Origin of the sequence: Methylobacterium sp. NPDC097929 (genome assembly GCF_049543375.1) — a bacterium.
GTDB lineage: Bacteria > Pseudomonadota > Alphaproteobacteria > Rhizobiales > Beijerinckiaceae > Methylobacterium.
This window is the reverse complement of record NZ_JBMVEP010000008.1, coordinates 51,860-74,327: the sequence shown is the minus strand read 5'-3', so window position 1 is coordinate 74,327 and position 22,468 is coordinate 51,860. Positions and strand designations below refer to the sequence as shown.

Below are 22,468 nucleotides of genomic sequence, written 5' to 3'. Positions count from 1 at the left end.
GGTGGGGATCATTTCGTGAGGATCAGCTTGTTGTTGCTTGTGATACGGAGCCGATAATTCAGGCCGTCATGAACGATCACGATCTCACGTCGCCCTTCCATCAAGACATCCGAGGTGATCGTCGCGCCGACGTCTCCTAGAGGACGCATCGGATTGGAATCGTCCTCCCGGTGCATTTTGCAGCTTTTTTCGGATGTCTCGGACATGGTCAGATAGATCTTTTCGTTTTATCTATCATAGTTCTAAACTAAGAACGCGTTTGTCAGCTCGGATCAGCAACGGTTAGACGTGTTTCTGAGATCGGACAAGACGCGAGAGACTATGACGTCAGGCGACAAGCGATGGACCGCCGACTCCGATCTGACCGATATCCTGGATGCATCCGATCGAGAGGCGACGGCATGATGGCGGCCAAGGGTCGCCGGTAGGCTCGATCCGGGATGGTGACGGGCGCGGGTGGCCGATCGTTGGGTGATGAGTGTCGCCGGGTGCGGCTGCAGGTGATCCATCAGAGATCGACCAAAGACTTTCACCTTCTTCGGTGAGCACAATATTTTCTGAGCTAAGCAATAATTACGAAACTTGCGTCTGAAATTTTACGACAGCTGTTCTCCCGCAGCGAACATGGGGCAATATAATCGATCGACGGTCCGGTCTTTGCGACCCACTCGGGCATCGCCCTCGGGATTATCGTCGTAACGGCTGTGCTCGGGGATGCCGTGCAGACATATCGCGTCAGCCGGCGCCTCGATCACGCCGAGGCTGTCAATGCGCCGTGCCACCTTCAACGCCACGCAGGCTCGCCCATGCCCGTGGATCGATGTCAGGATGTACAGGCTCCAATCGTCGTGGGTCTGCGTCGAGCGAAGTCGAAGCTCCAGACGTGGTTGTACCAGCAGCCGTTCAGCAAGCGAATGCTGAACGGCAGGATTGCGCTACGAGCTAACACCTATATTATCCACATACAACAGAGCCGTTATTACTATATCATCAACTCCCGGCTCACATAATTTAGATTTGTATGAGCCGGATATTGTTCGTGTTGCCGACCGTATGAAACGGGATGCCGGCGGCGGCCACGATCATGTCGTTGGCCTTGGCAAAGTCCTCCTCGCGCGCGTGCCGGACCGCTTCGCTCACCATTTCCTCGTAGGAATCGACATCGTCCGTGTGGACGCTGTGCGTGCCCCATAGCAGGCTCAGGCGACGCGAGGTCTCGCGGCTCGGGGTGAGTGCCAGGATCGGCACCGCCGGGCGCTTGCGCGCCACCCGCGCGGCGGTCGTTCCGCTCGTGGTGTAGGCGACGATGGCCTTCGCCTGGACCGCTTCGGCAAGGGTCGCCGTCGCAGTGGCGACGGCGTGCGGCGGGGTCTCCTCCTCGCCGGGCTCCGAGGCCGCGACGATTGAGCGGTAAAGCTTGTGCCCCTCCACCGAGCGGAGGATGCGGTCCATCATCGCCACCGCCTCGACCGGATAGTGGCCGGTCGCCGATTCCGCCGAGAGCATCACGGCATCCGCCCCGTCGTAGATCGCTGTCGCCACGTCCGAGGCTTCGGCCCGGGTCGGTGCCGGCGCCGAGACCATCGAGTCGAGCATTTGCGTGGCCACCACCACGGGCTTCACCGCGAGGCGGCAGGCGCGGATCAGTTCCTTCTGGCGGCCCGGCACGTCCTCGTGCGGGATCTCGACGCCAAGATCGCCGCGGGCCACCATCACGGCGTCGGACAGGCGGATGATGTCGTCGATCCGCTCCAGCGCCTGCGGCTTCTCGATCTTCGACATGATGCCGGCCCGGTCCCCGATCAGGCCGCGCGCCTCCAGCACGTCCGAGGGCGTCTGCACGAAGGAGAGCGCCACCCAGTCGACGCCGAGCTCGAGCCCGAAGGCGAGGTCGGCACGATCCTTCTCGGTGAGTGGCGAGAGATCGAGCAGGGTGCCGGGCAGGTTCACGCCCTTGCGGTTCGAGATCACGCCCGCGGTGACGACCTCGGCCTCGATCGCGGCGGACTCGATGCCGACGACGCGGACGCGCACCCGGCCGTCGTCGATGAGCAGATCCTGGCCCGGCACGACGGCGGCGAAGATTTCGGGGTGGTGCAACGGGATGCTCTGCTTGTCGCCCTCGGCGCCGTCCAGCACGAAGCGCACGCGCTCGCCCGCCGCGAGGTCGAACCGGCCGTCGCGCACCGTGCCGACGCGGATCTTGGGGCCTTGCAGGTCCTGCAGGATGCCGATGGGACGCCCGACATCCCGCTCCAGCGCGCGGATGGCGGCGTGGACCCTCGCGTGGTCGGCCTGGACGCCGTGGCTGAAGTTGAGGCGGAAGGTGTCGACGCCGGCCAGGAACAGGGCTTTCAGCATCTCCGGCGTGTTGGTGGCCGGGCCGACGGTGGCGACGATCTTGGCGTAGCGGTGACGGCGCATGGTTCGCTCGGCCGGACACGGCCGCCTCTGCAGGGTTGGATCAAACGATCAGGATCGCGCGGAAGTCGTTCACATTGGTCAGAGTCGGGCCCGTGACGACCCCATCGCCCAGGGCCTCGAAGAAGCCATGCCCATCGTTCCGATCGAGGCTGGCGCGCAGGCTGAGACCTAGGGCGGCCGCCCGGGCAGGTGTATCCGGGGTGAGGATCGCTCCGGCGATCTCCTCAAGGCCGTCGACACCGTCCGTGTCGCCGGCAAGGGCGTGGATGCGGGGGTGGCCGGCCAACTCGGCACACAGGGCGAGCAGGAACTCGACATTTCGACCGCCGCGGCCGGACCCGCGCACGGTGACCGTCGTCTCGCCGCCGGAAAGCAGGACGCAAGGCGCCGCCAGCGGGCGGCCGTGGGCGGCGACGCTCTTGGCGATGCCGGCCATGACCCGCCCGACCTCGCGCGCCTCGCCCACGATGGCATCGCCGAGGATCAGGGGTGTGATGCCCGCGCGTGTTGCGAGGGCGGCGGCCGCCTCGAGCGCCATCAGCGGGGTTGCGATCATGCGCAGGTTCGGTGTGCCGAGGCGTTCATCGCCGGGCTTCACCGACTCGCCGGCACCGGTTTCCAGATGCGCCCGCACGGATGACGGAATCGCGATGCGGTAGCGTGCGAGAATCGCCAGCGCCTCCGCGCAGCTGGTCGGATCAGGGATGGTCGGTCCAGAGGCGATGTCGAGTGGATCGTCGCCGGGAATGTCGGAGATCAGGAGGGTGACCACCTCGGCCGGGGCGCAGGCCGCGGCGAGCCGTCCGCCCTTGATCGCCGAGAGGTGACGCCGCACGCAGTTCATCTCGTCGATGCCGGCGCCGGATCTGAGCAGGGCGCGGTTCACCTCCTGCTTGTCGGCCAGCGTCAGCCCCGGAGCGGGCAGAGACAGGAGGGCCGAGCCGCCGCCGGAGATCAATGCGATCACGAGGTCGTCGGGTGTCAGCCCGGCGACCATGTTCAAGATGCGCTGCGATGCGGCCTCCCCGGCCGCATCGGGCACGGGATGGGCTGCCTCGATGACCGCGATGCGCGTCGTCGGGGCAGCGTGCCCGTAGCGCGTGACGACGAGCCCGGAGAGGTCGCCCGGCCAAGCCGCCTCGACGGCCCGCGCCATCGAGGCCGCCGCCTTGCCGGCGCCGACGACGACGGTGCGGCCGCGTGGTGGCGCCGGCAGATGCCGGGCGAGGCTGACGGCCGGATCGGCCGCCGCCACGGCCGCTGCGAAGAGCCGCCGCAGGATGTCTCCGGGCTCGACCACCCGCCTACTCGTTGTCGCCCTGGAGGGCGGCGATGACCGCGTCCGTGACCTGACGGGTCGTCGCCTTGCCACCGAGATCGGGCGTGTGCAGGTTGGGATCGGCCGTGACGCGCTCGACGGCCCGCATCAGCCGGTCGGCGGCCGGCTTCTCGCCGAGATGCTCCAGCATCTGGCAGGCGGTCCAGAAGGTCGCGATCGGGTTGGCGATGCCCTTGCCGGTGATGTCGAAGGCCGAGCCGTGGATCGGCTCGAACATCGAGGGATAAGTCCGCTCTGGGTTGATGTTGGCGGTCGGCGCGATGCCGAGCGAGCCGGCGAGCGCCGCGGCGAGATCCGACAGGATGTCGGCATGCAGGTTCGTGGCGACGATCGTGTCCAGCGTCTCCGGCTTCATCGTCATGCGCATGGTCATGGCGTCGACCAGCATCTTGTCCCAGGTCACGTCGGGGAAGTCCTTCGCCACCTCGGCCGCGATCTCGTCCCACATCACCATGGCGTGGCGCTGCGCGTTCGATTTCGTCACCACGGTCAGGAGCTTGCGCGGGCGGGATTGGGCCAGCTTGAAGGCGAAGCGGATGATGCGATCGACGCCCGAACGGGTCATCATCGACACATCGGTGGCGACTTCGTTGGGATGGCCTTGGTGGACCCGGCCTCCGACGCCGGCATACTCGCCCTCCGAGTTCTCGCGCACGATCACCCAGTTCAACTCCGGCCCAGTAACGTGACGCAGCGGGCTGGTGATGCCGGGCAGGATGCGGGTCGGGCGAACGTTCGCGTACTGGTCGAAAGGCTGGCAGATGGCGAGGCGCAGGCCCCACAGCGTGATGTGGTCCGGCACGTCCGGCGCGCCGACGGCGCCGAAGAAGATCGCGTCGTGGTCCTTGATCTTCTCACGGCCGTCAGCCGGCATCATCACGCCGTGCTTCTTGTAATAGTCCGAGCCCCAGTCGAAGTGGTCGAACGTGAAGCCGAAGCTGCCCGTCTTCTCGGCAAGGGCGTCGAGTACTTCGATGCCGGCGGCAATCACCTCGATGCCGATGCCGTCGGCGGGGATGGCGGCGATGGTGTAGGTCTTCATGGGAGTATCCTCGTTTGTCGCTTGAAGGATGGAGGAGCGATCAGTGCGCGACGGCGCTCGTGGGCTCAGGGCGGCGCCCGGACCGGGCGACGATGAGGGTGACGACCGCCGACAGCAGGAGCAGACCGGAGACGAAGATCAGTCCACCGGTGAAGCTGCCGGTCTGATCCTTGATCCAGCCGATGGCCCAGGGGCCGACGAAGCCGCCGAGATTGCCGATCGAGTTGATGGTGGCGATGCCGACCGCCGCCGCCGAGCCCGACAGGAACATGGTCGGCATGGCCCAGAGCGGAGGCTTGGCCGCGCTGATGCCGACGTTGACGAGGCTCAGAGCGGCGATGACCGCGACGACCGAGGCAGCGCCTCCGGCGAGCGCGAGGCCGGCCGCGGCGACGAGGCAGGCGATGACGACGTGCCAGGTGCGCTCGCCGGTCTTGTCGGAGTGGCGCGCCCACAGGATCATGGCGATGACCGCGATGGTCGGCGGCACGGCGTTGAGCAGGCCGACGGCCATGGTCGACAGGCCGAAGCTCTTGATAATCTGCGGCGCCCAGATGCCCAGCGTGTAGAGGCCGGCCGAGGTGCCGAAATAGACCAGCGCCAGCGCCAGAACGCGGATGTCGGCGAGCCCGGCGAGGATGCTGTGCTTGGCGGCCGTCTGCTTCGAGGCGCGCTCCGCGTTCATCTGCGCGACCAGCCAAGTCCGCTCGTCCTCGGGCAGCCATTTCGCCTTCTCGGGCCGGTCCGTCATGTAGAACAGCACGACGATGCCGAGGATGACCGCCGGGATGGCTTCAATGATGAACATCCACTGCCAGCCGTGGAGGCCCATGATCCCGTCCATCTCCAGAAGCGCGCTGGAAATCGGCGAGCCGAGCACCACCGAGATCGGCGCCGCCGCCATGAAGAGCGAGACCACGCCCGCGCGGTGCCGGGCCGGGAACCAGTAGCTGAGATAAAGGATGATGCCGGGAAAGAAGCCGGCCTCTGCGGCGCCCAACAGGAACCGTAGCACGTAGAAGCTCGTCTCGCTTTCGATGAAGGCGAAGGCGCCTGAGATGATCCCCCAAGTGATCATCACCCGGGCGATCCACAGCCGCGCACCGACCTTCTCGAGAATGATGTTCGACGGCACCTCGAACAGGAAGTAGCCGAAGAAGAACACCCCGGCACCGAACCCGAACACCGCCGACGAGAAGCCGAGATCCTTGTTCATCGTCAGCGCCGCGAAGCCGATATTCACGCGGTCGATGAAGGCGATGAAGTAGAGAAGCATGATGAAAGGCACGATCCGCCAGGATATCCTGCGGATGGTGCGCGCCTCGATGGGCTCGCCCATGGTCGTCTCCTACCTGAACGGGACGACACTTGCGGCCATCCTCACTTCCACCGTCTCAGGCAGGGGTGGGCAGAGATAGCTCACGTAGATTATACAAATATATGATATAGTTTCGGCGGGAGGAGCGGACCGTGGATCTTCAGAAACTCCGCTGCTTCGTCGCGGTCGCCGACGAGCTGCATTTCGGGCGCGCGGCGCAACGGCTCGACCTGCTGCCGGCCGCCCTCGGGCGCTTCGTCCGGCTGCTGGAAGAGAGCCTCGGCGTCGATCTCTTCGTGCGCACGACCCGTTCGGTGGCGCTGACGGCGGTGGGCGCCGATCTGGTCGAGCAGGCGCGCCGGATCGTCGCCGAGGCGGACGCGCTCGCGGTTCGCGCCCGGGTGCAGTCACGGATGACGGCCACCACCCTGCGCATCGGCGCCATCGATAGCGCCGGCGCGGGGCTGCTGCCGATGCTGCTGCAGGACTTTCGCATGGCGCATCCCGACATCGCCGTGCAGATCGTCGAGGACAAGACGATCCGCCTGCTGCCGCGCCTCCTGTCGGGGCGCCTCGACCTCGCCTTCGTCAGGCCGCCCGATCACCGCGACGCGGCCCTGCATTTCGAGCCTCTGCTGCACGAAACGGCCGTGGTCGCGATGCCGACGGATCACCGGCTGGCCGGATCAACGAGCGTTGCAGTCGCCGATCTGGCGGACGCGTTGCTGATCGTTCCCGATCGCCGTTCGCGTCCGCACAGCCACGACCTGACGATCAAGCTCTTCGCCGAAGCCGGAATTTCCGCACACATCAGTCAAGCCGCGGACGAGAAGCAAACGATCGTCAACCTTGTTGCCGCGGGGCTTGGCCTCGCCATCGTGCCGCGATGGACGTCGACCATCGGCGCGCAAAGCGTGACGTTCGTACCGATCCTGTCCGGATCGAGCACCCCGATCCGGCGTCTTCCGCTGGCAGCCGCCTATCCGAGGGATGTGCGCGACCCGGTTCGCGGCATGATGCTGGAGACGCTCCACCGCAACCTGGAACGCTACGCGGCCTCGGCATAGCGCGATCCGGTCTGACGGAGGATACACCTTCGACACCGAGGTGGTCTCAGCTCGTAGCGGATGGGCAGGCGGCGCAAGCGGTTGAACCAAGCGTGCGTCCGTTCCACGCCCCAGCGGCGGAGGCCGCTCTCGATGCCGCGCCAAGCGATCCGGGGTACGATCCCGCGCGCGTTGCGTTCGGTCTGGTACCGGGCAACGTCGCGGACATCGGCATGGCGCGGCCTATGCTGCAGGCCGTCGTTACGCCCGCTCGCCGCCGACATCCTCTTGTCAGCCTGATCGAGCCTCCGACCTGGACTCTCGGCCCACGGGTCTGAAAACGTATGGCCGACACTGCGTCGGGCCCCGTGCCCGGATGCTCAAGCCTTCGCCGATGGGATCTGCCCAGCCGATCGGTGCGTGATCGATCGGGGGATACATGCGGATCAAGGCTCGCTGGAGCGTCGGCTTCTTCGCGCTCGCCCTGCTGACGGCTTGTGAAAGTCGGGCGGCGGAGCGTCCCTCCCTCATCGTCGGCCTCGACGGTAAAACCTTCTTCCGGCCCGAGGGCTCGGTGAACGGGCCGAACGGCAGCGACGGGCTCGCCGTCGTCGACCTCTCGGACCCGGCCCGGCCGCGCCTCGCCCACGTCTTGAGGCTCGACACCTCCGTCTACGGGCCGCCGACCAACCTGCAGATCACGCCGGACGGCCGCCTCGGCCTCGTCACCAGCCCCGTGACGATGCGGCAGGAAGGCGAGAACTGGTGGGCGCAGGCGGATGATCGCCTGCACGTAGTCGATCTCGCGTCCGAGCCGCCCGCCCTGCTCGAGACGATCCGCGTCGGCCGGCAGCCCTCCGGTCTCGCGATCGCCAGGGCCGGCGACCTCGCGCTGGTGGCCAACCGCGAGGGGCGAAGCGTCTCGGTGCTGGCGATCCGAGACCGGAGCGTGCGGGTTTTGGCCGAGGTCGATGTCGGAGCCGAGGCCGCCGCGGTGGCCATCGCGCCGGACGGGCGGCGTGCCTACGTCGCCAAGAACAAGGCCGGCACGGTCGGCGTGCTCACCTACGCCGACGGGCAGTGGCGCCACGACCCCGCCCTCGATATGCCGGTTGGGCCCGGCACCTACGGCTTGGAGGTGACGCCGGACGGCGCCTTCGCCCTGGCCGGCAACAGCGGCTCCGCGCCGAGCGACGGCCGGGGCGACGCCGTCGCGCTGATCCGGGCCGGGACGGCGCGCCCGGTGGTGCTCGATCGTCTCGAGGTCGGCGATACCGCCGAGACCCTGGCGATCAGCCCCGACGGGCGCCGCGCGGCCATCGCGCTGGTAAAGGGCTCGGCCGCGCCGCAGGCGAGCCCGGCCTACACGCCGGACAGCGCCGCCGTGCTGGTGGAGATCCGGCCCGACGGACACCTGCGCTACCTCGGCGAGGCGCCGGCCGGGGCCGTGGTTCAGGGCATCGCCTTCGATCCCAGCGGCGCCTACGTCTATATCGGCAATTACTCGGACCGCAGCCTCGGCGTGTACCGGATCGAGGGTGACGCCATCAGCGATACGGGCTTCCGCCTCGCGCTGCCGGGCCAACCCGCCTCCCTGCGCGGCCGTCCCTGAGAGGAGGCGGTCGCGATTCTTTCGAGCCGCGCGATCAGGGACGCACGGCCGGCGTCTCCACCGGCAGCGGGGCGGCCCGCGTCGCGAGATAGAGTTCGAGCGCGATGGATTCCGGCGCTCCGTAGCCGAAGGGCTCGGCCCGCATGCCGGTGAGGCAGTTGCGCAGGCGCCGCTGCAGCGAGCCCAGCCCCTGCCATTCGAGGCGGTAGAGCGGGTAGCCGGTCGGATGCCCCTGCGGGATCACGGCCGCGCCGAGGCGGCGGCCCCAATTCGCGTCGTGGCAGATGGCGCAGGAGAGGCCGAGCTGGCCTTGTCGGCCCTCGAACAGGGCGCGGCCCTCGCCCCGCGCGGGGCTCAGCCGGGGATCGTCCGGCGGCGCGATCGGCAGGCCCCGGGACTGATGGGCGACGTAGGCCGTCAGCGCGAGCAGGTCGGGGCTCTCGTAGGCGAGCGGGTCCGCGCCCTGGTGCTCGCGGCGGCAGGCGTTGACCCGGTCCTGGAGATCGATTGGCTTCTCCGTCCGCGCGTCCCAGGCCGGGTAGCGCGCCGCCACGCCGCGCATGCTGGAAGAGGCCTCGCCGTGGCAGCCGGCGCAAGGGGGACGGCCGGACGCCGGCGCCGCCGTCCAGAGTTCGGCCCCGTCGGCGACCGCGAGCATGCCGGGATTGGCGCTCTCGTCCCGCTGCATGGCCTGGATCTCGGCTCCCATCTGGTCGAAGCCCGAGCGCCGGTCGGCGGGCGCGATCGGCTCGGCCCCGGCCGGAGCGGCGGTGAGAAGCAGCGCCGTCAGCGCGGCCGGCAGCGGGGAGCCCGGGCGGCACGGCATGGCGGGGCTCAGGCCACGGTGATCGCCGCGGACTCGGTCTGCTCGAAGCCCTCGTCGCCGCGCCAGGTGAAGCTGAAGCGGCCGCTGCCCGTCGCGACCCAGGTGAAGGTGAGGTAGGGGTTGGCGGCCGAGGCCGGGAACAGCTCGGCCCGAAAGATCTCCTCGCCCTCGAAGCGGCAGACGAACTCCGTGACGATGTTGCGCGGCAGGATGCGCCCGTCGGCGCCGGGGCGGAAGCCCGTCTCCATCGGGTGCGCGATCAGGGTCTTGATCGCGATCACCTCGCCGGACTTCGCCGTCTTGGGCAGGTTGATCAGGGTCCGGGCCATGGCTCAGCCCTCCAGGCAGGCGGCGAGCGTGACGATCGCGTCCGCACTGGCCGACCAGTAGGTGCCGTCGCTCATCTCGGCGATCGCGGTGATGCGCTGGGTGTCGGCCAGCCGGATGCGGGTCGAGACCTGGGCGCGGCCGGCGCCCGGCCGCAGGTGGAGCGTGACGACGTTGGGCTGCGGGTTCTTCTCGTTGAACACGCCGATGCGGCGCACGTGGTCCTCTTCCGTCATCGGGCTCTCGACGGCGACCGAGAGCGGCACCGTGTTGCCGTTGTCCACCAGCGGGGGCAGGTCGAGGCTGACCCGGCCCGGCCGGATCGGGTTGTCGCCCGCGAAGCGGCGGATGGCGGATTCGGTCGTCTCGGTGCGCGGCTGCGCCGCCGCGGCCGGCCGCAGGGCGACCGCCAGCACCGTCCCGGCCGCCCCGGCGATGACCCGGCGCCGGTCGATCCGTCCCACCCTCACCCATCGCATCGCACCGTCCTCATGGTGTCCCCTTGGGCTCGCGCAGGGTCGCCAGGAAGGCGACGACGTCCTCGATCTCGGACGCGTTCAGGATCGGGCGTCCCTGCCACGCCCGGCCTACGCGGACGAGCCCCTCCAGGCTGTAATAGGATGGCATGATCGTGTCCGGGTTCAACGCCCGCCCGTCCACGAGTCGCAGGCGCAGCTGCCCCGGGCTCCGGCGGGTACCGACGCCCGCGAGATCCGGGGCGAGATCGCCCTGGAAGCGCTCCTCGGGAAACGGCCCGGCATGGCAGAGCAGGCAGAGGCCGCGCGTGCGGTCCGTGACGATGGCCCGGCCGCGGGCCGGATCACCGGGGGCGCCGGTCAGGGGTTCGGGGATCGCGTCGCCGACGATTCCGTAGGGGGCCAGTCCCTCCTCGGCCCGCGCCGCCGCGAGGGCGAGCGCCAGAGCGACCGCGACGAGGCCGGCTCGCCTCACCCGAACACGCCCCGGGTGATCGTCCGGTACCAGCTCTCGGCATAGGTCGCTTCCTGCTGGCGCACCGCGTCCGGCGCGTCGAGGGGGCTGATGCCGCCGGCGCCCGGCACGTCGGCGAGCAGCCCGTCGGTCGGGCGGAACACGCCCGCGATCGAGATGCCGTGATCGGGCGCGACGAGGCTCCAGCAGGTGTTGATGAGCCGCGGGTCCTGGGGCTCGCGGCCCGCCAGCCCGTCGATCACCGCCTGGGCGCAGACCTTTCCTTGCGCGTTGGCCGAGAAGGCGGATTTCGGCATGGCGCCGGCGATGGCCGCGTCGCCGATCACGTGGATGCCCGGCACGAGGCGCGACTCGAAGGTCACGGGATCGATCGGGCACCAGCCGCTGCGGTCGGCGCATCCGGCCTGCGCGGCGATGCGGCCGGCGCGCTGGGGCGGGATGATGCAGGCGACGTCCGCCTTGTATTCGGCGAAGTCGGTGCGCACGATCATTCCCGCCGGATCGACCTCGCTGACCTGTCCTCCACCCGCGAGCGGCACGACTTCCAGCACCTCCGGGTAGAGCTTGGCCCAAGCCGCCTCGAACAGCCGCTGCTTGGAGAAGGTGTCCTTGGCGTCGAGCAGGATGAGCTTGGCGCGCGGCTTCCGGACTTTGAGGAAGTGGGCGATCAGGCTCGCGCGCTCGTAGGGGCCGGGCGGGCAGCGATAGGGGTTGGGGGGCGCCGAGAGCACCACCGTGCCGCCCTCCGGCATGGCGGCGAGCTGGCGCGCCAGCAGCAGGGTCTGCTCCCCGGCCTTCCAGGCATGGGGCATCGCCTCGGCGGCCCGCGCGTCGTAGCCCGGCACGGCGTCGAAGCGCAGCGCGATGCCCGGCGAGAGGATCAGGCGGTCGTAAGCGAGCACCGTTCCGTCGTCGAGGCGCACCCGGCGCGCCGCCGGATCGACCGCCTCGGCGGTGGCGCGCACGAGCCGGAGCGCGCGGCCGAGGGCGTCGTAACCAAAGGTTTGCGCCTCGATCCCGCGTAGGCCTACCACCACCGCGTTGCTGCCCGTGCAGGCGACGTAGCGCTCGGACATCTCGACGAGGGTCACGTCGACGCCGCCCGCGGCGAGGCAGCGCGCCGCCGTGGCGCCGCCGAACCCGGCGCCGACGACCACGACGCGCGGCGGCGTGCCGCCCAGCGCCGGCCGGGCCAGGGCGGCGGCCGCGGCCACGCCGAGGATCGCGCGGCGGGTCGGCGGCGACATTACCGGGCCTCCTGCGCCGCGAACCAGGCGGCGATGGCCCGGCTCTCGGCCTCGTCGAAGCCCTTGGCGATGCGGTTCATGATCGTGGCCGGGCGCTCGCCCGAGCGGAAGGCCGCCAGCGCGGCCACGATCTCGGCCTCGGACCGCCCCTCCAGCCTGCCCATCGCCGCGCCCTCCGCGTGGCATCCGGTGCAGGACGAGGCGCCGGGCGGCGGGCGCATCTCGGCCGCGCCCGCGCCGGTCCCGAAGACGAGCGCGGCGAGGGCCGCGAGCACCGGCCGCGCCGCCCTCATGCGCGGCGCAGGTCCGCGTCCTTCAGCGGCAGGTGCCGCACCCGCTTGCCGGTCGCCGCGAAGACCGCGTTGAGCACGGCGGGCGCCGCCACCGCGATGGTCGGCTCGCCGACGCCGCCCCAGAAGCCGCCCGACGGCATCAGGATGGTTTCGACCACCGGCATCGCGTCCATCCGCATGACGGGATAGCTGTCGAAGTTGGTCTGCTCGATCCGTCCGTCCTTCACCGTGCAGGCGCCGTAGAGCGCCGCCGACAGGCCGTAGACGAAGGAGCCCTCGACCTGCGCGTCGATCTGCTGCGGGTTCACGGCGTGGCCCGGATCGGTCGCCGCCACGATGCGGTGGATCTTCAACTCGCCGGCCTCCGACACCGAAACCTCGGCCGCGCCCGCCACGTAGCTGCCGAAGCCCATCGTCTGGCAGAGGCCGCGATGCACGCCCTCGGCCGGCTTCGTGTCCCAGCCGATCTTGTCGGCCACCGCCTGCAGCACCGCGCGGTGCTTGGGGTGGTTGCCCATCAGCTTCAGCCGAAAGGCCAGCGGATCCTGGCCGGCGGCGTGGGCCAGCTCGTCCATGAAGCATTCGAGGTAGATGGCGTTCGGGTTCAGGTTCACGCCTCGCCAGAAGCCCGGCAGGATGTGCGGGTTGCGCATGGCGTGATCGACGAGGATGTTCGGGATCGTGTAGCCGATCGCCGCTTCCGGTCCGCCGGGGTTGAGTCCCTGGAAGGTGACGGGGTCGCGGCCCTCGACCATGCGCTGGGGCGCGACCGAGGCCAGGATCGACTGGCCGGAGATGCGCATGTGCAGGCCGGTCAGGTTGCCGTCCGGGTCCAGGGCCGCGCGCATCCGGCACTGCGTGACCGGGTGGTACCGGCCGTGGATCATGTCCTCCTCGCGGGTCCAGATCAGCTTGACCGGCGTGCCCGGCATCTCACGCGCGATCTGCACCGCTTGCCGCAGCCAGTCGTGCGTGGCACCGCGGCGCCCGAAGCCGCCGCCGAGATGGATCTTGTGGACCTCGCAGGCCGTGGCCGACAGGCCGGCGGCCTCGGCGGTGGCGGCGAGCGCGGCCTCGCCGTTCTGCGTCGGCGCCCAGACCTCGCAGCGCTCCGGCGTCCAGAGCGCGGTGGCGTTCATCGGCTCCATCGTGGCGTGGTTCTGGAACGGCACGCCGTAGACGGCCTCGACCACCTTGGCGGCCCCCTTCAGCGCGCCCGCCACGTCGCCGGCCTTGTTGCCGACGAAGGCCTGCTCCGCGTCGAGCCCCTCGCGCAGGGTCGCCGCGATGGTTTCGCTGGAGACCCCTGCGTTCGGGCCCTCGTCCCAGACCACCGGCAGGGCGTCGAGGGCGGTCTTGGCGCGCCAGAACGTGTCGGCCACCACCACGACCGCGCTGTCGCCGAGCTGCAGCACGCGCTTGACGCCGGGCATGCCGGACACGGCGGCCGCGTCAAAGGACTTCACGCTGCCGCCGGTCACCGGACAGTCGCGGATCGCGGCGTTGAGCAGGCCCGGCAGGGTCAGGTCGATGCCGTAGACCTGGGAGCCGTCGAGCTTGGGCAGCGTATCGAGGCGCTTCAGCGGCTTGCCGGCGAGCCGCCAGTCCTTGGGGTCCTTGAGGGTCACGTCCTTGGGCGGTTCGATCCTGGCGGCCTCTGCGGCGACCGCCCCGTAGGTGGTGGTGCGGCCGGAGGGCCCGTGCGTGATCGTGCCGCGCTCGACCCGGCACTCGCCGGCCGGCACGCCCCAGCCCTTGGCGGCGGCGGCGACCAGCATGGTGCGGGCGGCCGCGCCGCCCTTGCGCACGTATTCGTGCGACTCGCGGATGCCGCGGCTGCCGCCGGTCGAGTAATCGCCCCAGACGCGCTTGCGGGCGAGGTTCTGGCCCGGGCTCGGATACTCGGTGGTGACGCGGGCCCAGTCGCAATCGAGCTCCTCGGCGACGAGTTGGGCGAGGCCGGTGAGCGTGCCCTGGCCCATCTCCGAGCGGGCGATGCGGATGACGACGGTCTCGTCCGGTTTCACGACGACCCAGGCGTTCACCTCCGGGACGGCAGGTCCCGCATCGAGGGTCGCGGCCCGGGCCGGCGCGAGGCCCGGGATGTGGAAGCCGAGGCTGAAGAGGCCGGCGCCGGCCAGCACGGCGCGGCGCGAGGGGCGGGAGGTTTCACGATCGCTGCGCATCGGTCTTCCCCTCAGCCGGACTGACCGCGCTCGGCGGCGAGCTTGATGCCCGCCAGCACGCGGTTGTAGGTGCCGCAGCGGCAGATATTGGTGATTTCGGCGCGGATCTGCTCGTCGCTCGGGCGCGGATTCTGCGCCAGCAGGGCCGCGGAGGCCATGATCATCCCCGGCTGGCAGAAGCCGCATTGCGGGACGTCGAGCTCGGCCCAAGCCTTCTGGACCGGGTGATCGGCGCCGGGCGCCAGCCCCTCGATCGTGACGATCTTCTGCCCCGGCCCGACCGCGGAAAGCGGCATCGAGCAGGCGCGTACCGCCGCGCCGTCGATATGCACGGTGCAGGCGCCGCATTGCGCAATACCGCAGCCGTACTTGGTGCCGGTGAGGCCGATCTGCTCGCGCAGCACCCAGAGGAGCGGTGTGTCGGCTTCGGCATCCACCTCGCGCACGACGCCGTTGACGTTCAGACGCGCCATGGCATCCCTCTCCTTGGAACGGTCCTAAGGCATACGGTATCCCTCGGATGCCAGGACATCACAAGAGGCGGGTGCGGCTGCCAGGTGAGACCGAGCAAGGCGTGCCGGAATTGCGCGCGAGCCATCGAGGGCGCCCAGAGCGATCCCATGCGTTCGAGGTCGATGCGGTCTCGGCACGCCGGAGGTCCTCGTGGAGCGCCTGCCGATAGCCTCCCGCTGCGGGCCACGCTCATCGAACGCCGACGATTGAGCGCAGCCGGCCAAGCGGAGAAGGTCGGCGCGCGCACCTCCGGGGCGGGCGATAGGCGCGGCGCTCGAAAAAAAGCTCAGCCGGCGAGCCGGTGGTCCGTCGCTTCGGAATAGGTGCAACTCGTGCCCTTGCAGGCGCGCTTGGCCGCGTAGAGCGCGGCGTCGGCGCGGCGCAGGAGGGTGTCGCGGTCGTACGAAGCGGCGTCGGACCATGCCACGCCGATCGTTCCGGTCACGCAGGCCATCTGACCGGCTCCGTCCACGACGATGTGGAGCGCGCGAAGAAGCCTCTGCACGACCGGCTCCAGGGCCGCCCGCCCGATCGTCGAGGGAACGAGGACCGCGAACTCGTCGCCCCCGAGCCGGGCCGGGAAGCAGGTTTCCAGAAAGGCAGCCCGCAGCCGGTCGGCGACGCGGCGCAGCACCTCGTCGCCCGCAGCGTGTCCGAGGGCGTCGTTCACGCCCTTGAAGCCGTCGAGGTCGATCAGGAGGACCGCGACCTCCTCGCCCGCCGCACGGGCCTCCCGCAGGCGGCTGTCGAGAACCCGATGGAACTCCGCCCGGTTGGGCAGCTGGGTGAGGTCGTCCGTGCGGGCATGGTGCAGCAGCTTCTGCTCCATGCGGTGGCGGTCGGTGATGTCCTGCATCAGGCCGATCAGGGCGGCCGGCCGTCCGCGCGACAGCTCGATCTCGCCCAGACAGCGCACCCGCCGCCGGTTGCCCTTGGCCGTCACGAGGTCGGCGTCGAGCTCGAACGGCGCGCCAGTGTCGAGGGTGCGCATCACCGCATCGAGGAAGCGGGTCCGGTCGGGCTCGGGGAAGAAGTCCATGATCTCGCCGCTCGGAACGTCCCCGCCGACGGGCAGCTCGTAGATCGCGAAGACGCCGTCCGACCACGTCGGCGCCTGCTGTTCGAGATCGTAGCGCCACGATCCCATCACGGCCATGCGCTCGGCCTGCTTGAACTGCCGCCGCTCCCGTTCGAGATGCTCGACGGTCAGGCGCAGATCCTCGGCGACCTCCGCCGCGCGCAGGGCGACCCTGCGCGCCTCGAACAACGCCTCGGCGGCGCAGGCCAGTTCCGCCAGGACGTCGAGATCGGCCGCCGCCGGCTCCCTCGGCGCGTCGTCGAGCACGCACAGGGTTCCGACGGTGACCGCGTCGCCGTCCGCCCGCGTGAGGCGGACGGGCACCCCGGCATAGTAGCGGATGTTCGGCATGCCGGTGACGAAGGGGCTCGCCGCGAAGCGCGGATCGAGCCGGGCATCGGCGACGACCAGGGGTGCCTCGGTCTCGAACACAACGGGGCAGAAGGCCTGGGCGCGCGGGGTTTCGGGCGCCAGCGGCCCGCAGCGCGCCTTGAACCACTGCCGCTCGGCATCGACCAGCGTGATCGACGACATGCGCGTGCCGAGTATGCGCTGGGCGAGTTTCGCCAGGGCGTCGAATTCCTGCTGCGGGGGCGTGTCGAGCAGCGCGATTTCGGCCAAGGCCTTCTGGCGCAAAGCTTCCCTCTGGCTATCCGACATGCCGCCTCCCCCCTTTCTCCGGTGCTGCTAACGCAAAGGTGATGAACGGGTCGTTTCGGCTGCCGAAGCGCGCCGGATCGGGCAGCCCGCCCCTCTCTCAGGCGCTGCGGCGCGCGTCCTGTCCCTCCCCGGCCGAGACGCCGAGGCGCGTGTGGAGGGCCGCGAGGGTGCGGGCGAGCAGGGTGTGCAGGTCGGAGGCCTCCCTGGCGAGGCCGGCCCGGCCTCCCTCGCGCGCGATGCCCTCGATCAGGCCCGCCTGCCCCATCATCCGGGCGGCCCCGATATTGGCGCTCATCGACTTCAGGCTGTGGGCAGCGCGGGACGCGGCGGAGGCGTCCTCCTCAGCGAGGGCGGCCGCGAGATCGGCGAGCGCCTTCGGTGCCTGGGCGACGTAGAGGCGCAGAACGCGTTCGATGAAGTCGCGGTCGCCGAGTTCCTCCAGGTTCAGAAGCGTCTGCTCATCGAGCAGGGATTCGCCCGCCTCGCCCGAGGCCGGCGGTTCGACCGGCGCGCCGTCCTCGGCCGCCGCATTCGTCGCTCCGAGTTGGCGGGCCAGCAGGGCGCCGAGCTGCATCAGGGTGAAAGGCTTGGCGAGCATGCCGTCCATGTCGGCCGCCTGCCAGGTCTCGGCGCCGTCTCCGACGACGTGGGCGGTGAGCGCGACGATCGGCACGCGCCCCGCTCCCTCCCGCTGCTCGCGGGCGCGGATGGCGAGGGCCGCGCTGAATCCGTCCAGCACCGGCATGCTGCCATCCATCAGAACGAGGTCGAAGCGCTGCGCGGCGGCGGCCTCGACGGCGGCCTGCCCGTCCTCGACGCAGACGATGTCGCGGATGCCGAAGCGGGCCAGCGCCTCGGAGGCGACCTCGCAGTTGACCGCACTGTCGTCGGCCAGGAGCACCCGCGCTCCGGCGAAGGACGGCAGCGCCGCGGCCGGCCCCTCCTCCGCCGCCGCAGGGTCGAGGGCGAAGGGCGCATCCTCGGCGAGCGCGGCCAGGAGCGGGCGCCACTCGGCCCGGACGAGCGGCCAGCGCAACAGGGCATCGGCGAGGCCGGCCCGGAGAAGCCCGGGGCCCGACGTGTCGCCGATCGGCACCAGGGCGATGACGCGGCGGGCACCCGCCGGACGGCGTCCCTCGGCCAGAAGCGCGGCGGCATCGAGAAACCAGTGGGCCTCGCCGGCCTCCGCGAGGCTGAAGCCCGCCGCCCGCAGGTCGGAGGCGAGGACCGTCGCGGTCGCGCTGCCGATCCCACGCAAGCGAATGCGCTCGGAGACCGAGGGCGCGCGGCTGGGCCCCGGCTCGGCCGCCTCTTCCACCTCCACGGGGATGCGCGCCCAGAAGGTCGAGCCCTCGCCGACACGGCTCTCCACGCCGACCCGCCCGCCCATCGCCGCGATCAGGCGCTCGGCGATCGAGAGGCCGAGCCCGGTGCCGCCGAAGCGGCGGGCGATCGACTGGTCGGCCTGGGTGAAGGCCGTGAAGATCCCGGAGATCCGGTCCTCCGGGATGCCGATCCCGGTATCGGTCACGGCGATGCGCAGGACGGACCCGGAGAGCCCCTGCTCCATTTCCATCCGCACCAGGACGTGGCCGGCGGCCGTGAACTTGAGCGCGTTCGAGACAAAGTTGCCGAGCACCTGACCGAGCCGGACGGGATCGCCGAGGATGGCGCGCGGCACGCGGGCATCGACCAGAGCCGCGAGGTCGAGCCCCGCCGTGCGGGCGCGCTCGGCGAACAGGGTCACGACGGTGTCGGCGACCTCGTGGGGGCTCAGCGGAATCCGCTCCACCTCCAGGCGGCCGGCCTCCACCTTCGCGAAATCGAGGATGTCGTTGATGATGGCGAGCAGCGATTGGCCGGAGCGCGCGATGACCTTGGCGTAGCGCTGCTGGCGCGGCGGCAGGTCGGCCGAGGCCAGGAGTTCGGCCATCACCAGCATGCCGTTCATCGGCGTGCGGATCTCGTGGCTCATCGTCGCGAGAAAGGTCGACTTGGCGGCGTTGGCGTGGTCGGCGGCCTGCTTGGCCTCGATCAGGTCGTGGGTCCGCAGCCGGACCTCCTCCTCCAGGCCCGCGCCGTAGCGGGCGATCGCCCGGTCGCGCTCGTTGATCGCCTGAAGCAGGCCGTTGAAGCTCGCCGCCAGCGCGCCGACCTCGCCGCTGCCGGCGGCGGCGCGCCGCGTGTAGTCGTGGCCCTGGCGCACGTGGTCCATCGTCCGGGCGAGCGCGGCGAGCGGCCGGGTGACGCTGCGCTGCAGGCCCATCGAGACGGCGAGCCCGAGGGCGAGGGCGAGCAGGCCGGCGAGCAGGGCCGTCAGGCCGACCTCGGCGATGCGCCCGGCGAGATCACGGTTGTCCGAGACCAGCACGACCCGGCCGATGGTGCGGGCGTTCTCCTGGATCGGAACCGTCACGCGCAGGGTTCGCGTCGTCATCAGGTCGAGCGGCGACACCGAGCCCTGGTCGAGGTCGATGTCGTTGGCCAGCCGCAGACCGATTCCCTGCTCGGCGAGGATGTCGCCCTCGCCCCGCTCGACCGCGGCGTAGACCAGCGCCCGGCCGTGGGCGATGGCCCGCAGGGTGCTCTGCGCGGCGGCCTCGTCGCCCTGGCCCGTGGCCTGCGCCGCGCTCGCGGCGAGGATCTGCGCGGTCATGCGCAGCATCTCACGCTTGGCCGCGGCGTAGCGCTCGACCTCGCGCCAGGCCGACAGGCCGGTCAGAAGCAGCAGGGCGACGGCGACCGCGCCGGTGACGGCCAGCGCCAGCCGCGCGGAGAGCGAGCGCAGCGGGCTGGAGGACGGGGCACGCACGGAAGGCTCCTCGGAGGCGGGCGGATCGGGCCGAAGGACTCGGGAACGGCGGATCAGGCGGCAAAGCCCCTGGCATGGCGGGTCACGTCGTCCCAGCCTGCCAGGAAGGCGGCGACGCAGGCGGGATCGAAGTGGCGGCCTGCCTGTTCGCGCAGGAACGCGCCGGCCTCGTCGAGCGGCCATGCCCGCTTGTAGGGCCGCTCGGAGACGAGGGCGTCGAAGACGTCGGCCACGGCGACGATGCGGCCGGAGAGCGGGATGGCCTCCCCCGTCAGACCGGCGGGATAGCCCGTTCCGTCCCAGCGCTCGTGATGACTCGCGGCGATCTCGGCGGCGAGCTGCACCACTTCCGAGCCGCTGCCCTGGAGGATGCGCCGCCCACGCTCGGCATGTTTCTCCATCTCCCGCCGCTCCTCCTCGGAGAGCGGGCCGCGCTTGAGCAGGATGGTGTCCGAGACGCCGATCTTGCCGACATCGTGCATGGTCGAGGCGAGGCTGAGGCGGGCGCAGGCCTCCCGCTCCATGCCGAGGTTGCGGGCAACGATCTCGACATAGGCGGCCACGCGGGCGATGTGGTCGCCCGTGTCGGTGTCGCGGTGCTCGGCTGCCCGCATCAAGAGGGCGATGATCTCGCGCTCCCGCGCCTCGCAGGCGGCGATGGCGGCGGCCACCTCCCGCGCCAGCACTTCGGTCCGCTCCTGCTCCTGCCGGTAGGCCCGCGAGAGCGCCAGCAGGTTCGTGACCCGCGCCCGGATCTCGACCGGGTCGCAGGGCTTGCCGAGAAAGTCGGTGGCGCCGATTCCCAGAGCCTCGCGGCGCAGGCTCTGCTGGTCGAGGCTCGTCACCATGACGATCGGCACGTGCAGGAAGCCCTCGACGGCACGCGCGGCGGCGATGAATTCCAACCCCGTCATGCCCGGCATGTCGTAGTCGGTGATGGCGATGCCGATCCGGGCGACGTTGGCGCGCAGGAAGGCGAGCGCGGCCTCCGGCTCCGTGAACTCGACCGGGCGGCATCCCTGCACGGGGGCGAGCGCCCGCGCGAGCAGGAGGTTGTTCATCTCCGAATCGTCGAGGATCAGCGCGAGCATCGGCTCGGTGTCCGGTCGCGCACTCCCCTCCGACAGGGCGGGTTCGGACCCCGAGACTGCCAAACCGCTCTGCACACGCACCTCCGGCGAAGAACCGCTTCGTGTCACTGGCTGATGACGAGCCGCCCCGAGACCGGACCGACCCCCTTCGGGACCGGCACGCTGGAGCGGTTGTAGTCCGCGTTGAGATAGAGGTTCGGGCCTTCGTAGAGGTTGATCTGCTGGGCCACGACGACGGTGTAGGCCGAGAGATCCGCCACCGGCCGGTGCGAGTCGATCACGAGCCGGCCGGCCGGGAGGTAGATCGTGCCCAGCATGGTCCGGGCGTTGTCGCTGATGATGCGATAGGTCCGCATCGGCTTGCTGGCGGCGAGCGGCGGGGGCGTCAGCGTGATCAGGTCGCCCAGCAGCGTGTCGACGGAGAGCGCCGGATCGATCGGCAGGGCGACGCTGGGCTCCTCCGAGATCAGGAGTCCCGCCATGACGCCGGTGGTCGGCGCCGACAGGTTCACGGTGGTCTTCTTGTCGAAGAGAAGTCCGCCGTAGTTGCCGGTGAAGTAGAAGGCGACGTCGGTGCCGTTCAGCGTGGCTTTCTTATCGACGACGAGCGGACCGTTCTTCATGACGTAGATGCCCGGCCGCAGGGTGACGACGGCGTCCTTGGTGATGTGCAGGCCGCCGCAATAGGTACCGGGTTCGAGTGTGGCGTTGCTCGAGACGACGTTCGACCCCTTGCTCTTGCCGGTGAGCTTGTCTGCAAGAACGAGGACTTCGGACAACAGTGTACAGGTGCCGATCGGTGGGGCCGGCCGGTCGCGCAACGGATCCTGGATCACCGGGCAGCCCGTCTGCGGGTTGGGCGTGAAATTCGCCCGATCGTCCCGGAAGCCGCCGGCCGAGCAGATCGTCTGCGCCCGGGCGAGCGCGCCGTCCCGGCCGACCATGCCGGTGCTGCTGGCCGAGTTGGAGTATAGGGCGCAATCGTAGGCGGTGACCTGGGCGTTCTTTTCCAGGTTGAAGGCACCGGCCGCGGCGGGGTCGAGGGCCAGCATGCACAGGCGCATCCGGCCCACCACGCTGGCCTTCGCCCGGGCCGAGATCTGGATCGTTCGCATGCCGACGAACGGCCCGAACGTGAGCTTGATGGTCTGCTCGGCATTGGCCTCGACGCTGGTCTTGTCGGAGGCGACCGTGACCGCGATCGAGACCGGGGCGTCGGCCCCCGCCTTCGCCTCCGTCTGGATCGTCTGCGTCGTCAGGCCGACGATGGAATCGGTGCTCGAGACGACGAGCTTCAGGGCGTTTCCTCCGGCCATGACCCCGGCATCCACGGCGCTCTGCAGGTTCGTGCGGGCCGAGACGGCCGAGGCGTAGTCGATCGCCCCGCCGACGAGGCCGATGAGCGTCGAGACCGAGAGCGCGAAGACGACCGCGACGCCGCCGCCGGTCTCTCGGCGCAGGCTCGCGACGGCCCGCTTCCATCGAATGCTGCGTCCCGGAGATCCGTTCGCGTCACGCGCCGTCATCGCGCCGATTGCCTCACTGCTGGCCGCTTCCCCTCCGCGGAAGTAACGCCTCCGAGTTAATAGGACTTGCCGTGTGAGACCCCGATCGCCTCGATCTGGTTTACGTGCGGTTGACGCCGATAAACTATGTTTCCCGCATGGAGTGGCCGCACTCGACTGAAAATTGCGTCACAAGTT

General features: G+C 70.1%; 19 protein-coding genes. 2 read left to right on the top strand and 17 right to left on the bottom strand.

Annotated features, from left to right (window positions below; genetic code table 11):
* Positions 1-8 precede the first annotated feature (8 nt).
* From ACPCJR_RS18190 to ACPCJR_RS18170, 5 genes are all read right to left on the bottom strand, one after another.
* Positions 9-206, bottom strand: a complete 198-nt coding sequence (locus ACPCJR_RS18190; RefSeq protein ID WP_391513335.1) for a hemin uptake protein HemP — start codon at positions 204-206, stop codon at positions 9-11.
* A gap of 805 nt (positions 207-1,011) precedes the next feature.
* Positions 1,012-2,424, bottom strand: coding sequence for a pyruvate kinase (gene pyk / locus ACPCJR_RS18185; protein ID WP_391513336.1), 1,413 nt, complete (start codon positions 2,422-2,424; stop codon positions 1,012-1,014).
* A 40-nt stretch (positions 2,425-2,464) separates the two neighbouring features.
* The gene (locus tag ACPCJR_RS18180; RefSeq protein WP_391513338.1) at positions 2,465-3,724 is read right to left on the bottom strand and encodes a glycerate kinase type-2 family protein; all 1,260 of its coding nucleotides are present in this window, start codon (positions 3,722-3,724) and stop codon (positions 2,465-2,467) included.
* 4 nt (positions 3,725-3,728) lie between these two features.
* Complete coding sequence (locus tag ACPCJR_RS18175) at positions 3,729-4,805, bottom strand: tartrate dehydrogenase (RefSeq protein ID WP_391513340.1); 1,077 nt, start codon at positions 4,803-4,805, stop codon at positions 3,729-3,731.
* A 40-nt stretch (positions 4,806-4,845) separates the two neighbouring features.
* Positions 4,846-6,144, bottom strand: coding sequence for an MFS transporter (locus ACPCJR_RS18170; RefSeq protein ID WP_391513342.1), 1,299 nt, complete (start codon positions 6,142-6,144; stop codon positions 4,846-4,848).
* 131 nt (positions 6,145-6,275) lie between these two features.
* Between ACPCJR_RS18170 and ACPCJR_RS18165 the strand changes: the two genes are divergently transcribed.
* Both ACPCJR_RS18165 and ACPCJR_RS18160 read left to right on the top strand, forming a co-directional pair.
* Complete coding sequence (locus ACPCJR_RS18165) at positions 6,276-7,190, top strand: LysR substrate-binding domain-containing protein (RefSeq protein WP_391513344.1); 915 nt, start codon at positions 6,276-6,278, stop codon at positions 7,188-7,190.
* Between the two features lie 418 nt (positions 7,191-7,608).
* Positions 7,609-8,781 carry a YncE family protein gene (locus ACPCJR_RS18160; RefSeq protein WP_391513346.1) on the top strand — a complete coding sequence of 391 codons (1,173 nt, stop codon included), beginning with the start codon at positions 7,609-7,611 and terminating at the stop codon, positions 8,779-8,781.
* A gap of 34 nt (positions 8,782-8,815) precedes the next feature.
* Here the strand turns inward: ACPCJR_RS18160 and soxA are convergent, their stop codons facing one another.
* The 12 genes from soxA to ACPCJR_RS18100 all read right to left on the bottom strand — a co-directional run bounded on the left by soxA (position 8,816) and on the right by ACPCJR_RS18100 (position 22,291).
* The gene (soxA, locus tag ACPCJR_RS18155; RefSeq protein WP_391513347.1) at positions 8,816-9,607 is read right to left on the bottom strand and encodes a sulfur oxidation c-type cytochrome SoxA; all 792 of its coding nucleotides are present in this window, start codon (positions 9,605-9,607) and stop codon (positions 8,816-8,818) included.
* Positions 9,608-9,615: 8 nt separating this feature from the next.
* A complete protein-coding gene (locus ACPCJR_RS18150) occupies positions 9,616-9,936 on the bottom strand; it encodes a thiosulfate oxidation carrier complex protein SoxZ (RefSeq protein WP_391513349.1) in 321 nt (106 codons plus the stop codon).
* A 3-nt stretch (positions 9,937-9,939) separates the two neighbouring features.
* Positions 9,940-10,413 (bottom strand): SoxY-related AACIE arm protein, encoded by a 474-nt coding sequence (locus ACPCJR_RS18145; RefSeq protein WP_391513351.1) that lies wholly within the window; start codon positions 10,411-10,413, stop codon positions 9,940-9,942.
* Positions 10,414-10,423: 10 nt separating this feature from the next.
* Positions 10,424-10,885 carry a sulfur oxidation c-type cytochrome SoxX gene (gene soxX, locus ACPCJR_RS18140; RefSeq protein ID WP_391513353.1) on the bottom strand — a complete coding sequence of 154 codons (462 nt, stop codon included), beginning with the start codon at positions 10,883-10,885 and terminating at the stop codon, positions 10,424-10,426.
* Positions 10,882-12,132 carry an FAD-dependent oxidoreductase gene (locus tag ACPCJR_RS18135; protein WP_391513354.1) on the bottom strand — a complete coding sequence of 417 codons (1,251 nt, stop codon included), beginning with the start codon at positions 12,130-12,132 and terminating at the stop codon, positions 10,882-10,884. The genes soxX and ACPCJR_RS18135 overlap by 4 nt, the downstream gene beginning before the upstream one ends.
* Positions 12,132-12,425 carry a c-type cytochrome gene (locus tag ACPCJR_RS18130; protein WP_391513356.1) on the bottom strand — a complete coding sequence of 98 codons (294 nt, stop codon included), beginning with the start codon at positions 12,423-12,425 and terminating at the stop codon, positions 12,132-12,134. Before ACPCJR_RS18130 ends, ACPCJR_RS18135 begins: the two co-directional genes overlap by 1 nt.
* Entirely contained in the window at positions 12,422-14,611 is a 2,190-nt protein-coding gene (locus ACPCJR_RS18125; RefSeq protein ID WP_391513358.1) for a xanthine dehydrogenase family protein molybdopterin-binding subunit, read from the bottom strand. Before ACPCJR_RS18125 ends, ACPCJR_RS18130 begins: the two co-directional genes overlap by 4 nt.
* Before the next feature lie 11 nt (positions 14,612-14,622).
* On the bottom strand, positions 14,623-15,084 hold the full coding sequence (locus tag ACPCJR_RS18120) for a (2Fe-2S)-binding protein (protein ID WP_391513360.1): 462 nt from the start codon (positions 15,082-15,084) through the stop codon (positions 14,623-14,625).
* Positions 15,085-15,410: 326 nt separating this feature from the next.
* Positions 15,411-16,862 carry a diguanylate cyclase domain-containing protein gene (locus ACPCJR_RS18115; protein WP_391513362.1) on the bottom strand — a complete coding sequence of 484 codons (1,452 nt, stop codon included), beginning with the start codon at positions 16,860-16,862 and terminating at the stop codon, positions 15,411-15,413.
* 97 nt (positions 16,863-16,959) lie between these two features.
* Entirely contained in the window at positions 16,960-19,674 is a 2,715-nt protein-coding gene (locus ACPCJR_RS18110; RefSeq protein WP_391513365.1) for an ATP-binding protein, read from the bottom strand.
* Between the two features lie 53 nt (positions 19,675-19,727).
* Entirely contained in the window at positions 19,728-20,765 is a 1,038-nt protein-coding gene (locus ACPCJR_RS18105; RefSeq protein WP_391513366.1) for an HD-GYP domain-containing protein, read from the bottom strand.
* Between the two features lie 104 nt (positions 20,766-20,869).
* On the bottom strand, positions 20,870-22,291 hold the full coding sequence (locus tag ACPCJR_RS18100; protein WP_391513368.1) for a TadE/TadG family type IV pilus assembly protein: 1,422 nt from the start codon (positions 22,289-22,291) through the stop codon (positions 20,870-20,872).
* Positions 22,292-22,468 lie beyond the last annotated feature (177 nt).

Coding starts and splice junctions, on each gene's coding strand:
- ACPCJR_RS18190 (WP_391513335.1), bottom strand. CDS start 206: ATGTCCGAGACATCCGAAAAAAGCTGCAAAATGCACCGGGAGGACGAT.
- pyk (WP_391513336.1), bottom strand. CDS start 2,424: ATGCGCCGTCACCGCTACGCCAAGATCGTCGCCACCGTCGGCCCGGCC.
- ACPCJR_RS18175 (WP_391513340.1), bottom strand. CDS start 4,805: ATGAAGACCTACACCATCGCCGCCATCCCCGCCGACGGCATCGGCATC.
- ACPCJR_RS18170 (WP_391513342.1), bottom strand. CDS start 6,144: ATGGGCGAGCCCATCGAGGCGCGCACCATCCGCAGGATATCCTGGCGG.
- ACPCJR_RS18160 (WP_391513346.1), top strand. CDS start 7,609: ATGCGGATCAAGGCTCGCTGGAGCGTCGGCTTCTTCGCGCTCGCCCTG.
- soxA (WP_391513347.1), bottom strand. CDS start 9,607: ATGCCGTGCCGCCCGGGCTCCCCGCTGCCGGCCGCGCTGACGGCGCTG.
- ACPCJR_RS18150 (WP_391513349.1), bottom strand. CDS start 9,936: ATGGCCCGGACCCTGATCAACCTGCCCAAGACGGCGAAGTCCGGCGAG.
- ACPCJR_RS18145 (WP_391513351.1), bottom strand. CDS start 10,413: ATGCGATGGGTGAGGGTGGGACGGATCGACCGGCGCCGGGTCATCGCC.
- ACPCJR_RS18135 (WP_391513354.1), bottom strand. CDS start 12,132: ATGTCGCCGCCGACCCGCCGCGCGATCCTCGGCGTGGCCGCGGCCGCC.
- ACPCJR_RS18130 (WP_391513356.1), bottom strand. CDS start 12,425: ATGAGGGCGGCGCGGCCGGTGCTCGCGGCCCTCGCCGCGCTCGTCTTC.
- ACPCJR_RS18125 (WP_391513358.1), bottom strand. CDS start 14,611: ATGCGCAGCGATCGTGAAACCTCCCGCCCCTCGCGCCGCGCCGTGCTG.
- ACPCJR_RS18120 (WP_391513360.1), bottom strand. CDS start 15,084: ATGGCGCGTCTGAACGTCAACGGCGTCGTGCGCGAGGTGGATGCCGAA.
- ACPCJR_RS18115 (WP_391513362.1), bottom strand. CDS start 16,862: ATGTCGGATAGCCAGAGGGAAGCTTTGCGCCAGAAGGCCTTGGCCGAA.
- ACPCJR_RS18105 (WP_391513366.1), bottom strand. CDS start 20,765: ATGCTCGCGCTGATCCTCGACGATTCGGAGATGAACAACCTCCTGCTC.
- ACPCJR_RS18100 (WP_391513368.1), bottom strand. CDS start 22,291: ATGACGGCGCGTGACGCGAACGGATCTCCGGGACGCAGCATTCGATGG.